General features: G+C 61.0%; 16 protein-coding genes. 7 read left to right on the top strand and 9 right to left on the bottom strand.

Going from position 1 to position 16,030, the window contains the following annotated elements; genetic code table 11:
- Nucleotides 1-198 precede the first annotated feature (198 nt).
- Nucleotides 199-1,026: a hypothetical protein gene (locus ACOQPC_RS07430; RefSeq protein ID WP_420608000.1), complete on the bottom strand. Its 828-nt coding sequence runs from the start codon at nt 1,024-1,026 to the stop codon at nt 199-201.
- 107 nt (nt 1,027-1,133) lie between these two features.
- Between ACOQPC_RS07430 and ACOQPC_RS07435 the strand changes: the two genes are divergently transcribed.
- The 7 genes from ACOQPC_RS07435 to ACOQPC_RS07465 all read left to right on the top strand — a co-directional run bounded on the left by ACOQPC_RS07435 (nt 1,134) and on the right by ACOQPC_RS07465 (nt 7,192).
- On the top strand, nt 1,134-1,319 hold the full coding sequence (locus ACOQPC_RS07435) for a hypothetical protein (RefSeq protein WP_420608001.1): 186 nt from the start codon (nt 1,134-1,136) through the stop codon (nt 1,317-1,319).
- Nucleotides 1,320-1,327: 8 nt separating this feature from the next.
- Nucleotides 1,328-1,750, top strand: a complete 423-nt coding sequence (locus ACOQPC_RS07440) for a hypothetical protein (protein WP_420608002.1) — start codon at nt 1,328-1,330, stop codon at nt 1,748-1,750.
- Between the two features lie 57 nt (nt 1,751-1,807).
- Entirely contained in the window at nt 1,808-2,170 is a 363-nt protein-coding gene (locus ACOQPC_RS07445; protein ID WP_420608003.1) for a hypothetical protein, read from the top strand.
- 53 nt (nt 2,171-2,223) lie between these two features.
- Nucleotides 2,224-3,336 (top strand): helix-turn-helix domain-containing protein, encoded by a 1,113-nt coding sequence (locus tag ACOQPC_RS07450; RefSeq protein WP_420608004.1) that lies wholly within the window; start codon nt 2,224-2,226, stop codon nt 3,334-3,336.
- An 89-nt stretch (nt 3,337-3,425) separates the two neighbouring features.
- The gene (locus tag ACOQPC_RS07455) at nt 3,426-5,645 is read left to right on the top strand and encodes a YecA family protein (protein WP_420608005.1); all 2,220 of its coding nucleotides are present in this window, start codon (nt 3,426-3,428) and stop codon (nt 5,643-5,645) included.
- Between the two features lie 357 nt (nt 5,646-6,002).
- Nucleotides 6,003-6,200, top strand: coding sequence for a hypothetical protein (locus ACOQPC_RS07460; RefSeq protein ID WP_420608006.1), 198 nt, complete (start codon nt 6,003-6,005; stop codon nt 6,198-6,200).
- Nucleotides 6,201-6,928: 728 nt separating this feature from the next.
- The gene (locus ACOQPC_RS07465; protein ID WP_420608007.1) at nt 6,929-7,192 is read left to right on the top strand and encodes a DUF5818 domain-containing protein; all 264 of its coding nucleotides are present in this window, start codon (nt 6,929-6,931) and stop codon (nt 7,190-7,192) included.
- On the opposite strand, the gene ACOQPC_RS07470 is transcribed toward ACOQPC_RS07465, so the two are convergent.
- The 8 genes from ACOQPC_RS07470 to dapF form a co-directional block, all read right to left on the bottom strand.
- Nucleotides 7,182-9,299 carry a phage/plasmid primase, P4 family gene (locus ACOQPC_RS07470; protein WP_420608008.1) on the bottom strand — a complete coding sequence of 706 codons (2,118 nt, stop codon included), beginning with the start codon at nt 9,297-9,299 and terminating at the stop codon, nt 7,182-7,184. The two genes, ACOQPC_RS07465 and ACOQPC_RS07470, sit on opposite strands and share 11 nt — an antisense overlap.
- Nucleotides 9,296-9,565: a helix-turn-helix transcriptional regulator gene (locus tag ACOQPC_RS07475; RefSeq protein ID WP_420608009.1), complete on the bottom strand. Its 270-nt coding sequence runs from the start codon at nt 9,563-9,565 to the stop codon at nt 9,296-9,298. The genes ACOQPC_RS07470 and ACOQPC_RS07475 overlap by 4 nt, the downstream gene beginning before the upstream one ends.
- Nucleotides 9,566-9,687: 122 nt before the next feature.
- Nucleotides 9,688-10,218 carry a hypothetical protein gene (locus ACOQPC_RS07480; protein ID WP_420608010.1) on the bottom strand — a complete coding sequence of 177 codons (531 nt, stop codon included), beginning with the start codon at nt 10,216-10,218 and terminating at the stop codon, nt 9,688-9,690.
- The gene (locus ACOQPC_RS07485) at nt 10,215-11,483 is read right to left on the bottom strand and encodes a tyrosine-type recombinase/integrase (RefSeq protein ID WP_420608011.1); all 1,269 of its coding nucleotides are present in this window, start codon (nt 11,481-11,483) and stop codon (nt 10,215-10,217) included. The genes ACOQPC_RS07480 and ACOQPC_RS07485 overlap by 4 nt, the downstream gene beginning before the upstream one ends.
- 499 nt (nt 11,484-11,982) lie before the next feature.
- Nucleotides 11,983-12,645, bottom strand: coding sequence for an inner membrane-spanning protein YciB (locus ACOQPC_RS07490; RefSeq protein ID WP_420608012.1), 663 nt, complete (start codon nt 12,643-12,645; stop codon nt 11,983-11,985).
- Entirely contained in the window at nt 12,642-13,571 is a 930-nt protein-coding gene (ftsY, locus tag ACOQPC_RS07495) for a signal recognition particle-docking protein FtsY (RefSeq protein ID WP_420608013.1), read from the bottom strand. The genes ACOQPC_RS07490 and ftsY overlap by 4 nt, the downstream gene beginning before the upstream one ends.
- Complete coding sequence (gene mtaB, locus ACOQPC_RS07500) at nt 13,568-15,040, bottom strand: tRNA (N(6)-L-threonylcarbamoyladenosine(37)-C(2))-methylthiotransferase MtaB (RefSeq protein WP_420608014.1); 1,473 nt, start codon at nt 15,038-15,040, stop codon at nt 13,568-13,570. The genes ftsY and mtaB overlap by 4 nt, the downstream gene beginning before the upstream one ends.
- Nucleotides 15,037-15,843, bottom strand: coding sequence for a diaminopimelate epimerase (gene dapF / locus ACOQPC_RS07505; protein ID WP_420608015.1), 807 nt, complete (start codon nt 15,841-15,843; stop codon nt 15,037-15,039). The genes mtaB and dapF overlap by 4 nt, the downstream gene beginning before the upstream one ends.
- Between the last annotated feature and the right edge of the window lie 187 nt (nt 15,844-16,030).

Here is a 16,030-nt window from a genome sequence, read left to right on the forward strand (position 1 = left end):
CGGAATACCGCCGCAGAGCCACCTGCCACCCCGTCCCAAACATCTGCGCAGCCCGATCACCCGGCGAGACGTTCACGTGGCCGCGGATTTATCGCGTGACAGCGGATCACGGACCGAATCGCCAACGCCATCTGTAGTTTACCATCGCGTACAATCGCGTTGAGCTTCGAACTATTGCGATCGGCATCTTGTGGCGCCTTAGAGCTGGCCTTTGATCCGCGCGAAATCTTGCCCGCTCGTGTCGTTGGTCGCCACAATATCATCCCATTCGAGCCGGATGACGCTGGCATTCACGTCCGACTCGGCATGATTGTCGAGTGCGTCGTCGAGCTTGCGGAGCGTCTTCATGATGCTGTCCGCGCGCCTGACGTCCTTCACTTGCGTGCCGCCGAGCGTGATCATCGGGCCTCCGAGCATCGCACCGCCCCCTTGCGATGCGAGATAGGCATCGAGCTTGTCGTGCATGATGCCCGAGACAGTGCCGTCGTCGAAACTGTCGTGGTCGCCGATCGTCAGGAAGAATGCTTGATCGGGCGTGATGCCGGCGAACAGCAATGGCCCCGAACGGGCCACACTGCCATCGGCCTGCTTGCCGCCGAGATGCAAATGGTGAGCATCGACGGTGACGCGCATCCGATCCTTGCCGCGCCAGTTTCGCTTCACCCATTCGTCGTTCGACAACGCCGCCGTGGGCGGTGGCAGTTCGGCCGCATAGGCGTGCGTCCGAACCTGGGTCGAGAGATAGGGATTCATATCGTCGCCGGCGCGGAAGCCGGCTTCGATGTTCGCGATTTCGGCGGCGTAGGCCGGATAATGGCTGGAGGCCGTGACCTCGGGCCAGATCGCCACGTCGCGCGGGCGCGGGCGGATAAGCCGCGCCTGCCAGGACAGGTAACGGATGATCACCTCGGACAGCGACTTGGCCGCGAGCTCGGTCTGCGCCGTCTGGTTCCGGGTCGGAATGCGGGCGGCGAGATCGGCCTTGAGCCCGGCGAGCCGGGGCGAGAGGTTTTCGGGATTGGTCACGGCGGGCGGATTCTTTCACGTCGAGAGGATGACACCATCGCCCGTTAGCATCTGGTCGCCAGCGATGGGAGGGCCGCGCTCACGGCTTTGACGCGGAACTTGCCGTCGTGCAGGAAGCACGCATCGGTGAAGAGCGTCAGGTCGACGGGATTGGGCAAGCGCACGTCGGACAAATCGGGTTGCGCTTTGCCGCCGCGTTCGGATGCGCGATCGATCTGGGAATGGTGACGACGATCGCCCTCGTCGCGCGCGCGGAGCTAACCTTCATGGGGATTGCGCCGGCGACATGCTAGCTGGTCGCATGAATAATGAAGAAGCACTATGCGAAGCGCTGATCCGGCTGCTTGAGCACGAGTTCAAAGTGACGCGGTCCGATGTCACCTACCCGGAAAAGGACGGATCGGGTCCGCCGGTCGAGATGCGTTTGCGATTGGGCGACCGGCGCATTGCCATCGAGCACACGCTGGTCGAGCCATTCCCTCTCGCGATTCAGACGGGGAAAGAGTTTGGCAAGCTGACGGCGGAGATCGAAGCCAATCTCAACGGCAACATGCCAGAGCCGGGCACGTACGTGCTACTCTTTCCTGTTCACCCAACCTTGGGGAAGCATCGGCGAACGCACGCCGAACTGCGCCAGAGGCTTTTGGCTTGGATCGTGGAGGCAGGCAAGCAGCTTCATGACGAGTGCCCGGAACGGAAGGATCGCCACCACTGCCCGCAGTGATATCATGGATCGCGTTCTGACGAGATCGAAGGGATTCCTATTAAGCTGACGCTGCGGGTGCACTGGAATGAATCCGGGCGTCACGATGGCGCACTGTTCCTTTCACGAACGGTCGGAGAAGATGTTGAGAATCTGCGCCTTGAGCGAATGCGGACGGCACTCAAGAAAAAGCTGCCCAAGCTCCACGACTGTGCTCAGGAGGGAGACACGACCTTCTTAATCCTCGAATGGTCAGATATTGCACTCAGCAATCACATCCTCATCGCTGAGGCGCTCGAAGCGGCTCTCGCAGACCGAGACGACTGGCCCGATTATGTCTTTCTAGCCGACACGGCGACCGATCAGTGGCATTTCTTCCAGCCCGTCATTGAGGGGCAATTCTCGAACGAGATGGAGTATATCGATATCGAAAGGCCTTAACCCGGCGACGTGCCGGCAGCGAACGCCCGATTACTGGAGGAGATCCGAGTCTCGTGATTACGATTACTACCGTTGAAGGTCCGAAAGAACCGCGGCGTCGTCGCAATGTTATCGCCTCTTTGAGCATCTCGGAGATCGAAGGCGGAGACCTTCAGGAAGGGCAGGATCTTGATTTCAAACGGCAGATCGACTTCGATAAACCAGAAACCAAGACGCGCTTGCTCGATGACATCGTCGCCTTCCTAAACCGTGGCCCGTCGCGCATAATTGTTGGAGTCGAAGAACGGGATGGCCGTTTCGACGGCTTCCGCCCGATGACCGACAACGCCGACAAGTTCTCGCTTCGGGTTCAGACTTTGATCCAGGACGGCATCACCCCGACGCCTGCTGATGTCGAAGTAGTTCCGCTTCACATGGATGGCGGGTTCATTCTCGACATTCGGATACCCCGCCACCCGACCGGGCCGTTCATGAATCGACTGACCGGAGGATATCTGATCCGATCGGGCGCAAGGAATCTGCCCATCGATCCGGGGATGCTGCGCAGCCGGTTCGTCGACGAACTGCTTTGGCTGCGTACCCTCGACGAACTGACCGCGGAAGAAGATGCACGGCTGGTAGCCAACAACGTAATCGCACCCGGACGAGCACTTCGCATCGGGATTCTTCCCCGCGATCACTTCGATCATTTGCGGCGGCCTTTCGCGCAGGAAGACCATGTCCGATCGTCGGCGCCGAGCTTCAGTGAGGGCGCGCCAAGCTGGTTCAAAGTTTGCGAAGATGGGCACCAAGTCCTCAATCATGACTTCAATCAGCGGGCGATCGAACGGCTGTTCGTTCGTGACGACTGGTTCATCCACGCACTCGCCTCGTTTGCCCTCTATCAGACGAGTGGCGAAGGACGGCTCGCGCTTCACGAGTTCGATCTGAGCGTCAAACGCTACCTGAAGGACCTCTCCGAGTTCCTTACGGAACAGGAGATCGAAGGGCCATTCGCCGTTACCCTGGCTTTGCAGTCACTCGAGGAGACCGAGAACTTCGGTGCCTGGTTTCGGAACACCAACACCGTTCGCACACTCCGGCCGCAAATCGTTTCGTTCGTCGATGACGAGACAATGATCGCGAATTTCCTGCGCCGGGTGCGCCAAGCTTCGGTGTACGGTTAGCCAATGAGAACGTCCCTCCGGCTCCAATACCAGGATCAACACTGCGGTCACGGCGTGGTGTCCTTTGCCGCAGGCGGGTAGATTGGAAGATGGCGAAGGCAGGAAGCCGCCGGCTCAATTCGCAACGCGACAAACATCGACAGGCGCGCGCGCCGACCCTGCCAGCGACGCCGCCTCGCGAAGAGGCGGACATTCTCACGGAGCTCCGGCAGCTCTGCCGGACGCCCGGCTTCGCACATGTGGTCGCACACGTCATCGTCCGCGACAATTTCGTTTTCTACGAGGACGAGATGAAGCCGGAGGATATGGCGCATCTCTTCGGGTTCAAGCGGCTAATTCGTACCGAAGTCGCGACGCTGATCGGATACATGATCCAAGGCGGGGTAGAGGTCTTCGGCCCTCTGCTAGATGATCCAACGGCGCTCCTAGCGAGGGTGGAGACGTTACTCGAGGAACTCCACCGCCGGCTGAGCTGGTCCATGTTCGGCGATGGGCTCGAGAATTTTCTAGCCGCCCGCGAGGAGGCCGAAACGCTTCGCGAACCGATCTTCTATGGTGGCGAGTCCGCGTTCAACTTCCAGTATCGCGACTTCGCGGTCGACAAATACAGGGCGGACAACCCTTGGCTCGAATCGAATCGTGGTTTTGCGATCGAGGACGCTGCGGCGATCGTCGATTCGTGCCTCGCTCTCAGCGAGGAGCAGGTTACCGCGCGATGGAAGATTGCGGATCGTGATGACCCATCAACCTGGTCGCTTCTTCCCGGCTTTATCGTCTCGAAAGCCGATCTGATCGCGCGCAGCGGAGTTGCCGAGAAGCAGGCTGCAGCGATCATTGCGGCATTCTCGACCCCGCTTGGCGACAACGCTGAGTTTGTCGCGCTCAACGACTATAATCGTGCCGTCTCGGCGCCGTTGATCGCGCTCGATGAGGACCACTACGCCGTCCTACAACATTATGCGCCGGTCGAGGCGCTCTACGAAGCCCCGATGTACTGGATGTTTGCGGACAAGGCATATTGGCCGACCGCGGCAACACACCGGGGCGTCTTCACCGAAGCTTTCATCCATCAGCGGCTGATCGACGTCTTCGGCCGGGCGAACGTGCATCGCGGTCTCAATCTCGACCGCGCGAAAGGCGACAGGATCGGCGAGATCGACATCCTCGTCGAATTCGGCGGTCGGGTCCTGCTGGTTCAAGCCAAGTCGAAGCGGCTCACGATCGAGGCGCGGAAGGGCAACGAGCGCAGTTTGCGGCGCGACTTCCAGGGCGCGGTGCAGGATGCGTACGATCAGGCTCAGATCTGCGCCGAGGCGCTGTTTGATTCGAGCACGTCAATCACGCTCGCCGACGGCACGGTCGTAACACTTCGGCATCCACCTCAGAAAATTTACCCCATCTGCCTTGTCTCCGACCACTATCCCTCACTGGTTTTCCAGACCGATCGCTTCCTGAAGAAGCGAGACATCGACCGCGTCGCCCAGCCCGTTGTCACCGATATTTTCGCGCTTGATGCCATTGCAGAAATGCTTGATCGTCCAGTGCGGTTTCTCGGCTATTGCGAGCTGCGGGACCGTTTCGGAGAACGACTGATCTATTCCCACGAACTGGTGCTGCTTGCTTGTCATGTCCGGCAAAATCTTTGGATCAGCGAAGACATCGGCGGGATGATGCTGGACGACAATATCACCGGGTCGATCGAGATCGCCATACTGGCCAGGCGGCGCGGCATCGCCGGAGAGAAGACGCCGAAGGGACCGCTCACGGCCTTCGCTGGGACCGCATTCGACGGTATGCTGAAACGCATCGAGGAACGCCCCGAACCGCCGCTGGTCGACTTGGCACTCTATATGCTCGAAGCAAGCGGTAACTCGATTAAGGCCTATAATGAGGGCGTCGGCTTGATCACAACTCAGACGGTCGCCGACATGCGGCAGCACGACTTCAGCTTTGCAATGGGCGGCGAAGGGTTGACCGTCCATAGCAGCTATGAGCCGCCACGGCAGGTTCGTGACCGGCTGGAAGCCCATGTGGAAGCGCGCAAATATGCCTGCAAGGCCGACCGTTGGTTCGGACTGTTCGTCGACCCGGCAGATGGCTTGCCCCTGGTCGGCCTCGCGCTGACGTTTCCATGGGAATACGACCCGCTTCGCGCGGAGCTCGCGCGCGATTTGCCGCCGGATGCCCGGTCGCGCATTCCAAAAACATTGGAGGGCTTTCAGCGCACCCGAACGCGGCGCAAGATCGGTCGCAACGATCCGTGTTTTTGCGGAAGTGGACGCAAGTATAAGAAGTGTTGCGGGCCGTGACGGGCGCGATCGCGGTCCGGCGCGAACAGCTCATCGCGCGGAAGTGAGTTTGAAGGTGAAAAGGCCCGCCGATCATGGCGGGGCCTCAGTCATGCTCTGGGCAGCGGACATTCCGGAATGTCCACCTCAGCAGCCGATCTACCAGCGTCTTGTCACTGTCCGCTTTCGGAGCGCTGTCGAAAGTCAACTTACGACCAATATTAGGGCGCGAAGCTGCCGCTCGTATACACGGCCGTGTACACGGAGATTGCGCCATCGCATAAGCCACGGTTGACTGCGGGCTCGCGGTGACTTGACCCCCGCTCAGGTAGCAGAGGGTCGGTCTCGAAGCTCAGAAGTGCACGCAAATAATTGTGTGTGAGTTTTCTGCGTGTTTTCATTTTCGGGATGAACCAGAAAACTCTTTCAGACGATATCGAATTGGAGGACCTGCTCACGCAGGCGTCCGCGCTCGCCGGTGAAGCCGCGCGGGCCTGCCGGGAATGGGAAGATGGCGGTGATCCCGATGCCGTGGGAGATACCGCTGTCTACGGCTCGCTATTGGGGAACGAGTAATCAAGTCTGTGCGGGCTGCGGATGGAGTGTATACGCGCGGGCGCATGCCCGAGACACGGCGGCATCGATTGTCCGAATCTGCATTTCTACTTTTGCTTGCTGGAACTGATGAGCACGGCGAAAGCGCTGATCTTACGATGAGTGCTTCGCTGTTCAAACTGGCAGGCGCTGCCTGACCACCTTCTAATTTCCTAGCTCCGCCATGCCATGACGCCCTGACGATCCTGACGTCGGCGCCGTGTGCTCCCGACGCGCCGACCAAACACGCCGACGGGGATCGGACCGCATCCTGCTCACCTCCATGAGACCACCACCGGACACCGTCATGATCGTCAGGGGGTTTGTAACTGGCTTTGCGCCGATCGCGGGAGCTATCGCTGGCGTACGGTGACATACGTTCGCCATCTGACACTTCGAATCCTCGAGATGTCAGACCGCGTTAGCTCGAGAAGAATTGCGTCGCCGCCCGCGCCGTGCTCAAATGAGAGTTGGAGCCGCCACGCACGGTTCTGGGGCGTAGTAACCCCGAAACACAGCAGTTGGACTGCCTGATGCAGTCCGCACAACCTTGACCCTTATGGTCGGGGAGCCTGCGACGTATGTCCAGGGCTACCCGCCTAAAGGTCGTAGGGACCGGCTGTGTTCGGTTTACTAACTCCCCGATCACCAGGGCTTGGTGTGAAGTCGATACGCGGGGGCGTACCGCCATCGACTTCGGGGAGTTCGCGATGCCGAGAGGCGCGGCGCATCTCGAGACTGGCAAATTGGGCCATGACGGACACGGCTTTCTATTGCTGATGGACGGCGGCGGCCGATGGCGGCTCGATATTACTAGATCGCAACGAAAGCTCGTCGGCGAACAGGTGATCGTCCGCGGTACGAGAGCTGACTTCGATCTGCTCGACGTGCACAAGATATGGCAAGCCGGTGAGCCCGAACCCCGCACCATGTACGAGGCCCTGATTTGCCTGCTTGGCAACTTCAAAACGTAGGCCCGCCGCTGAAATCGCCGGAGGTGTTCAGGCGAATGCCGTGATAGCATCGGACAGAGTTGTCGCGGCCCGGAAGATGTGCCGGTCGACACGCGATGCCCTTTGCCCCCAAGCGTCCCGTGAAACGGAGTCGCGTCAGCGGATGGCGGATCGCCTGTTCGGTGCACCACTCAACAAAATCACCGTGAGCAAGCTGAGCATCCACTTTATGGTTATCACCGCGCTCACACCGCTCGCCGATCCAAAGTTCGATGAGGTCCTGTTCTTCGAAATACTCTGCGCTCGCCGCCAGAACGGCAGGCGACCGCTTTAGCCCCTCGCGATAATAACGCACCGCTCCCTCAATCATCCACGCCAAGATACTGCCAGCCTCGGCCTTCAGCTTCTCGGGAAGGCGAGTATCCGGATTGGCGATGGAACGAGTGAACTTGTAGACGTGGAATCGCCGACGGAATTCCGGCCCAACCGATCGCAACTGGGGTGCCTCGTTTCCCGTTACGAGCAACTTAAACGCGGGGCGAAACTCGAACACATGACCGCGCTTAAACGCCGCGGAAATGCTTTCGCCCCCCGTGACCGCCTTAATCCGAGCTTCGTTCCAAGGTGCATTAGCATTGATCTCGTTAACGAGGACGAGACGCGCTCCGTTGAGCCATGCCACTTCCTCGGAATGCTGACTCTGCCTTGTATCGACGAAGGCCGTGTCGGTCGATGTGCGGGCATAGTCTTCGAGAATGTAGCGGAAGGTGTTTGCGATCACCGACTTGCCGTCACCGCCGGGACCGATCCAAAGCGGCAGGCACGGATGCCGTGTTTCGCCGGTCAGGAAGTACCCTGCGAGCGTTTGAATGTAAGCTTGCTCGATCGGGTCATCGCCGAACCATTCGACAAGCTTCTCGACCCACAGGGAGCTCTCGTAAGTGAGATTGGGAGCTACCGCGGTGCACTTTGTAACGAGATCGGCAGGTCGAGCCGCACCTATCTCTCCGGTTCGGAGGTCGACCGTTCCGCCGGGCGTGTTCAGCAGATGAAAATGGGGATCCCAATCTCGCTGAAGTATCGACAGCTCCGGTCGATTCCGCAGCGATTGTTCGACGCCGCTGATGGTGTGGCTGTTGCGCAGCTCAGCGGATAGAAACACGTCGATCAGGTTTCGCACGCGATACGTCTGATTGGCGCGCCAGCAGATGCCGTCGAAGAAGAACCAGCAGTCACGGTCGCGATCGTAACGGATATGCTCATTAGACTGCGCGAGAAAGGCATCGGCAAGCACACCGTGGCTGAGCTTGCCAGTCTTCTTGCTGCCGCTCCCGAACTTCGCACGGGCGCTGTCGATCCATTCCTGAATATCCTTCTGCGCCGCCGGCCAATCGTAAGGCTCTCCGGCAGCTTCGCACGCTGCTCGCTTCGCGCGATCGATACGAGCGTGGATGTCTTCATCGCTCCAGCCGCGGGAAACCATCGAAGCAACGGCGGCTAGGCATGTGTCGTGCGTATCGCCTCCACCGCCCACACCTCGCCATTCCATGTCGTTGAGTGCGTAAATCGCGTCATCCGCGTTCTTGCAGAAGCCAGCGATTTCATCGATCAAGGTCCGGGAGAAGAGCGGAAGCTCGCGATAGGGGACTTCGTCGAGAGGCCGGCCGCTCACCCAACGGTAAGGTTGCTTCGTGTCCGGATGGATCGACGGCGGTACCACGGTCTGGGCGCCGACACATAAGATGTCGCCTGCAGGTCGCTTCTTCCCTTCGCGATACCAGTGCAGCACCTTCTTCTGCAGCGGTTCATCTATGCGGACGAACCAAGTGTAGCCCTTGCGTCCCTGTTTACAGGGCACCTTGACGCCGATCGCCTGCTCGACGGCGCGTATTAGCCCGGCATCTTCCAAATCGATGTCGATGGCGAGCAAGCACGTGCCGTCGGCTTGGACATCTCCTGTTCGGATACCGAGATTGGATGGGCGAGTGAATGCCGCCGCGAGGCTTTCTTCGGACGGATTTAAAGTTTGCCAACCGCTATAGCGGGGGGCCTTACTCTTGAAATCAACCCGAAGCGGGACATAGCCATGTTCAAGGTGACGCAGCGCGATGTTGAGGATGTCGGTCATCGCGCGACCGCCACGAACTTGGTCTTACGCGAAGCGCACCATTCGTCGATGTCGCTCTCGTACCATGCGACCGAATTGGGCCCTAGCTTGACGCGGCGAGGGAACAGGCCGGCATCTTCCCACCTACGCAGAGTCATCCATGAGACCCCGATCCGGGCCAAAACCTCCGGCTGACGGAGCATACGAGACTTGGGGGGTGGCGCAGCGTCTTTCACGGCTGCACTGGCTGCGGTTTCACCATTGGTATTCGTCATATTATCCTCCATCGATAAACCGATGGGAGGAGCTTTCTGACGGCTAAGATCGCCTGTCAGAGGAGCGCACCGCCTATCGGGCGCACCCTATGGAGCACACGGGATTTGTGGGACGCCACCGGTTCGATGTCCCATTATGGCTTTAGCTGAACACTCCCATCTTTGAGATAGCGCGCAATTAGTCGCCGATCGCATCCGGTCTCAGCGCTGAGTGCCGTTTTATTGTCGGACAGTTCGGGCCGGTCGATGAGCACCTTTTGCAACTTAGCCCGACAATCCGACTTCGTTGAAAGGTGCGGGCCCAAAACATCTTGCAGATCGTCGGCGATTGAACTCGGCGCATCGACCAATTCAAGCAGACGACGTAATGCGAGAGCCAAAAAATAAGCCCGAGCAAGTTTATCTGGATTTTCTTTTGCGGTTTTTCCGCCTCGCGCCAGATCGTCATGCGGGTGACTAGACGCCTCGTGGCGCCATTCGCCGATCGATTGAGAACGTGCGACATCTTGGGCCGCGAGGATATGGGCCAGTCGCTCGGGATGTTTCAGTGCCCGCATTGAATCGAAACGGGCAGCCTCGATCCAAATTTCCGGCGCTTCTTCCATCGATTGGCGAATGTGCCGTTGCGAATCGTCGCTCATGAAGGGTGGCATCGTATCGTTCATCGTCGCATCTCCACCACATTTTCTAGACCGTCCGAGGTATCTCCGAGCAGCCTCATGACATGGGCGCTCCACGCCTCCAGCGCCTGCTTTTTCTCCTCCTCGTAGCGGTAGTGGAGGTAGTGCGCAGCTGCCCCTGAGCGGGTGCTGCTCACGTGGCCGATGACCTGGTCAGCGATGTCGGGACGGAAGCCGAGGCGCTGCAAGCCGGTGGCAACGGTGCGGCGGAAGTCATGGAACCGCCAGTTCTCCGGCTCGCGCCCACCTGCAGCGACGATTGCGGCCCGCATCCGGGCATCGACCCGATCCTTGACCTTCTGGTCGCCGGACATGGCCTGGCGTGGATTGCGAACCGCGGGGAACAGGAAGTCGCTATCGGTGAAGCGCGCTATTTCGTCCAGAACATCGAGCATGGCATCAGTGAGGTGAATTGGCTGCGGCGTCTTGTTTTTCGCGCGTTCCGCGGGGATGGTCCACAGGCGCCCGGTCAGGTCGAACTCCGACCAGCTCGCACTCCGCACCTCGTTGTTGCGGCAGCCGGTGAGGATCAAAAGCTTGATCCATTGGCTCCAACAGGCCGCCTCTTGCTCGCTTTGCACCCAGATTTCCCGCAGCTCGTCGTCCGACAGCACCCGCGTTCGAATGGTATTGCCGATCTGCGCCTTGCGGATACCTGCAAACACGTTCCGGTCCACAACCTCGCGTTCTAAGAGCCAGTTGAAGAAGGCTGCCCCTTCCTGTCGAACCTTGTCGGCTTGCCTCAGCAGGCCTGCGGCCACCAATGCGTCAACCACTTCCAGCGCGTGGGCGCGCTTGACTTCGGTGATGCACAGCTTGCCGATGATCGGCTCGATATGCTTCCGGTATAGTCGGTCCTTCTCACCGCGTGAGCGAAGCTGGCTTGCAGCGAGCTGCATATATTTATCCCAGAGCTTTTGGGGGACGAGCTTCTCCTGCTTCACCACCATAGCCCGCGCGGCGAGCTTTTCTCCGTGCGGGTTGCCACCCTTTTCGACTTTGGTGCGTGCTTCCGCCGCCATGCTTCGGGCCTCGGCGAGCGTCAGCGCTGTGGTGCTGCCAAGCGTAAGCTTCACCAGCCGTTGATTTACCCGATAACGGAGGGCGTAAGAGGTATGGCCGGCCGGCGTGTGCACCAGGACGAAGCCCGGAACGCCGCCCAATCCGATATGCCGGATCGTTCGTGGCCGCGTTGCGGCGAGCTTGTCGATTTCCTTGACCGTGAGCGGTTTAAGCCGTGACGAACCCATCGAAATACCCTTTCCGTGACACACACCGTGTATACGCAGAGCTCGTGTTTGGCTGAGATCCGCTGTATACACAGGAGCACGCAAGAATATTCTAACACAAGTATTTCCGCGGCTAACCCCCTGCTTTTGTTAGTTTATGTAAGCGTATGTGAGGTGCCCCCAGACGCTTTGCAAACCCAGTCGGATGGAAATTCAGAACGGCATAGCTCCGCCTTTCTTTTTCGTCATGCCAGCGAAAGCTGGCATCTCAGACCTCATGGCGATCCCGCCCGAGACCCCAGCTTTCGCTGGGTGACGAAAAAATGAAACGGGTTTGCAAGGTACATAATCGCCTTTCTTTTGTGTCAAAGACAGAACCAGAAATCCAAAGAACCCGGAAAATCCAAAAACGACGTCATCCCGGACTTGATCCGGGATCCAGGGCGAGATGGCACTGCCGCTGGACCCTGGATTCCGGGTCAAGCCCGGAATGACGATTAATTGAGACAAGCGCCAAGCCTCACCCCTGCGGCGGCACCTCGACCGCTTCCTCGACATCGTCGTCCACCTTCAGTCCGTGGCGCATCAGCATCGGCACGTTGGCCATGGCGAAGATCACCGATAAAGCGGTCACGCCCCACACTTTCAAGGTCAGCCAGGTGTCGAAATCGAACGCCGCGACGATCGCCTCGTTGGCGATGGCGAGGAAAGTGAAGAACAGCGCCCAGTTGCGCGACAGCTTCATCCAGCCTTCGTGCGACAGCCCCTCGAACGCATATTCGAGCAGATAGCGGATCGCGGGCTTGCCGCGCATCAGGCCGGCGAAGATGGTGATCGCGAACAGCGCGTAGATGCCGGTCGGCTTGTGCTGGATGAAGCTGGGATCGCCGAAATAGATCGTCAGCCCACCGAAGCCGATCACCAGGATGGCCGACAGCCACAGCATCGGTGAAATCTTACCCAGCAGCGTCTTCGACAGGATCAGCGCGACCACGATCGCGGCCATGAACACGCCGGTGCCGTAAATCGCGGCCGAGACCGGATTGTCGCCCGGATCGAACAATTTATACGATAGGAAGAACAGCAGCAGCGGCCCGAAATCCAGCGCGAAGCTGAGCAGGCCGTTCTTCTTTTTCGGCGACGTCGCGGCGGTAGCTGCGGCCGGGCCATTGGCGTCGGTCATTGCGTGTCTCCGGCGATCGCGGCGGCAAGCTCGTCCGGATCGAAGGGTTTGAGGTCATCCAGCGTCTCGCCGACGCCGATCGCGTGGATGGGCAGGCCCTGGCTTTTGGCCGCGGCGACCAGCACGCCGCCGCGCGCGGTGCCGTCCAGCTTGGTCATGACCAGGCCGGTGACCTTGGCGACTTCCTTGAAGGTCTCGATCTGGCCGATCGCGTTCTGGCCGGTGGTGGCATCGAGCACCAGCACCACATTATGCGGCGCCTCCGGGTTCAAGCGTCCCAGCACGCGGCGGATTTTATCCAACTCGTCCATCAGCTCGCGCTTGTTCTGCAGGCGCCCGGCGGTGTCGACGATCAGCACGTCGATGCCCGTCGCGGTGGCCTCCTTGACGGCATCGTAGACGATGCCCGCCGCGTCGCCGCCCTCCTTGCCGCTGATGATCGGCACGCCGATGCGGTCCGCCCAGATCTTGAGCTGGCCGATCGCGGCGGCGCGAAACGTATCGCCGGCCGCCAGCATGACGCCGTAATCCTGCTCGACGAAATTATGCGCCAGCTTGGCGATGGTGGTGGTCTTGCCCGATCCGTTGACGCCGATCACCAGGATCACCTGCGGGCGCGGAAAGGCGTCGATCTCCAGCGGCCGCGCGGCGGGGCGCAGGATCGCGGCGATCACGCGCTCGACCACCTGCATCACCTTGTATTCGGTAACGCCGCCGTCGAAACGTTCTGCGGCGAGTTTGTCCCTGATCTGCGCGGCGGTTGCGGGGCCGAGATCGGACATGATCAGCGCATCCTCGATCCGGTCGAGATCATGCTGCTCCAGCCGCCCGGCACCGACGATCCCGGCGAGGTTCCCGGTCAGCCGCTGACTGGTGTCCTTAAGCCCCCCGAACAGCCGGTCGCGCCAGCTCGGCTTGCCGCTCATGCCGGTTCTCCGGTGAGTTGATCGCCATCGACGGCGGCGATGCGGAGGGGTGCGACGGTGCCTGTGATGGCAGACCTCTCGATCGCGTCATCCCAGCGAAAGCTGGGATCTCCCACGGCAACGGTCTGCCCTTCAAGATTGCAGCTTTCGCTGGAATGACGGGGATGGAAGAGTGCTTCCGATACTCGGACGCGCGCGAAATTCGGCGTATAACCATGCCCGTCTCGCTCCACCAGCACCGGTTGCACACTGCCGACGAATGCGGCCAGCCAAGCCACCCGCCGCGCCGCCACCGCGTCGCGCAGCTTCTTCGCACGGGCCTTGATCGTGCGCCCGTCCACCTGCGGCATCCGCGCGGCGGGGGTGCCGGGGCGTGGCGAGTAGGGGAAGATGTGGCCGTGGACGATATCGCATTCCTCCACGAGCTTGAGACTGTTTGCGAACATGGCGTCGGTCTCGGTCGGGAAGCCGGCGATGATGTCCGCGCCGATCGCGATTTCCGGCCGCGCCGCCTTGAGCCGCTGCACCAGTTCGATCGCCTGCGCGCGGCTGTGGCGCCGCTTCATGCGCTTCAGGACCATGTCGTCGCCCGCCTGCAGCGAGAGGTGGACATGCGGCATGACGCGCGGCTCGTGCGCGATCAGATCGAACAGGCGCTCGTCCATCTCGATCCCGTCGAGCGAGGACAACCGCAGGCGGGGCAGGGCGGGCACGGCTTTCAGGAGGCGCTCGACCAGGCTGCCGAGCCGGGGCCGGCCGGGCAGGTCCGCGCCGTAGCTGGTGACGTCCACTCCGGTCAGCACGATCTCGCGAAAGCCCTCGTCCATCAGCGCCTTGGCCCGCTCGACCACCGCCCCGGCGGGCACCGAGCGGCTGTTGCCGCGGCCGAACGGGATGATGCAGAATGTGCAGCGATGGTCGCAGCCGTTCTGCACCTCCAGAAAGGCGCGCGCGCGGCCGGAAAAGCTGGCGGCGAGCTGCGGCGCGGTCTCGCGCACCTGCATGATGTCGGAGACGTTGATTTTCTGGGCAAGATCCAAACCAAAATCCGACCCTACCCCCAAACCCGTAAATGCTGAGCCTGTCGAAGCATGGTTCTCGTCCGGGCCTTGGCTTTCGCCTGAGAAGCGTCCTTCGACAAGCTCAGGACTGACGGTTTTTTTGGTAGGTATGGGGATTGGGTAAAAGGCGGGATCGGATTTATCCGCATTGCCGATCACTCGCGTGACTTCCGGCATCGCCGCAAAAGTCTCCGGCTCCACCTGAGCCGCGCAGCCCGTGACAATAATCCGCGCATCGGGGCGGCGTTTGTGCGCCTTGCGGATCGCCTGCCGGGTCCGGCGCACCGCCTCGTTCGTGACCGCGCAACTGTTGACCACAATCAGGTCTTCGCGCGTCCCGAGCGACGCCGCGATGGCGTCGCTTTCGGCAATGTTGAGGCGGCAGCCGAGCGAAATCGTCTCGGTCATCCGAAGCGGCTCCAGTCGGTACGGCCGGAAAAGACGTAGGAAGCGGAACCGCGCATGCGCACCGGTTTGCCCTCGGCCCAGTCGACCGTCAGCACGCCGCCGGGCAGGTGCACCGCGACGGGACTGGTCGCCAGCCCTTTGCGGATCGCCGCGATGGCGGTGGCGCAGGCGCCGGAGCCGCAGGCCAGCGTCAGCCCCGCGCCGCGTTCCCAAACGCGCAAGTCCAGCCCGCCATCGCCGCGCACGGCGGCAACGTTGACATTGACCCGCTCCGGGAACAGCGCGTCATGCTCGATCTCGGGACCGAGTGCGGCGAGATCGACCGCATTCACGTCGCCCACGAAAAACACCGCGTGCGGATTGCCGATATTGACCGCCATCGGGCGCTCGAGCGGGCCGTAGCCCACGGGCATCGCGCTGGTATCGACGGCATAGGCCAGCGGGATCGCCTGCCAGTCGAAGCTGGGCATACCCATCGCCACTTCGGGCAGATCGCCGGCATGGCCTTCCAATAGGCCGGCGACGGTTTCCACCGTCACGTCCCGGCCGATCAGCGCGACCACGCAGCGCGTCGCATTGCCGCAGGCTTCGGCCTCGCTGCCGTCGGCGTTGAAAATGCGCATGGCGACATCGGCGGCGCGGGATCGGGTCAGAACGATGAGCTGGTCGCAGCCGATTCCCTTGTATCGGTCGGCGATCGCCGCAGCCATCGCGGGCGGGGGGGCGAAGTGCTCCTTGCGCGCATCGACGATCACGAAATCGTTGCCGAGCCCGTGCATCTTGTGAAAACGGCCGTTGTGCATGGCCCGCGCTTTAGGATCGGCGCGCGGCCAAGTCCAGCGGCGCGGGGGATGGGGGTAGGCAAGTCGTTCGAGACCAACCCGCTCCCGCTTGCGGGAGAGGAGCGAGACTTGGGAGCTTGCTACCTAGATGCAGCGGTGAGGGGGCTCGCGTTACGGAGCGAAGCGCCGACGCTGGCGCTGGCGCGCC

Origin of the sequence: Novosphingopyxis sp. (assembly GCF_965218915.1) — a bacterium.
Classification (GTDB): Bacteria; Pseudomonadota; Alphaproteobacteria; order Sphingomonadales; family Sphingomonadaceae; genus Novosphingopyxis.

Excerpts from the sequence above, each read along its gene's own strand:
- ACOQPC_RS07440 (WP_420608002.1), top strand. The coding sequence starts at position 1,328 with ATGAATAATGAAGAAGCACTATGCGAAGCGCTGATCCGGCTGCTTGAG.
- ACOQPC_RS07455 (WP_420608005.1), top strand. The coding sequence starts at position 3,426 with ATGGCGAAGGCAGGAAGCCGCCGGCTCAATTCGCAACGCGACAAACAT.
- ACOQPC_RS07465 (WP_420608007.1), top strand. The coding sequence starts at position 6,929 with ATGCCGAGAGGCGCGGCGCATCTCGAGACTGGCAAATTGGGCCATGAC.
- ACOQPC_RS07470 (WP_420608008.1), bottom strand. The coding sequence starts at position 9,299 with ATGACCGACATCCTCAACATCGCGCTGCGTCACCTTGAACATGGCTAT.
- ACOQPC_RS07475 (WP_420608009.1), bottom strand. The coding sequence starts at position 9,565 with ATGGAGGATAATATGACGAATACCAATGGTGAAACCGCAGCCAGTGCA.
- ACOQPC_RS07480 (WP_420608010.1), bottom strand. The coding sequence starts at position 10,218 with ATGAACGATACGATGCCACCCTTCATGAGCGACGATTCGCAACGGCAC.
- ACOQPC_RS07485 (WP_420608011.1), bottom strand. The coding sequence starts at position 11,483 with ATGGGTTCGTCACGGCTTAAACCGCTCACGGTCAAGGAAATCGACAAG.
- ACOQPC_RS07490 (WP_420608012.1), bottom strand. The coding sequence starts at position 12,645 with ATGACCGACGCCAATGGCCCGGCCGCAGCTACCGCCGCGACGTCGCCG.
- ftsY (WP_420608013.1), bottom strand. The coding sequence starts at position 13,571 with ATGAGCGGCAAGCCGAGCTGGCGCGACCGGCTGTTCGGGGGGCTTAAG.
- mtaB (WP_420608014.1), bottom strand. The coding sequence starts at position 15,040 with ATGACCGAGACGATTTCGCTCGGCTGCCGCCTCAACATTGCCGAAAGC.
- dapF (WP_420608015.1), bottom strand. The coding sequence starts at position 15,843 with ATGCACAACGGCCGTTTTCACAAGATGCACGGGCTCGGCAACGATTTC.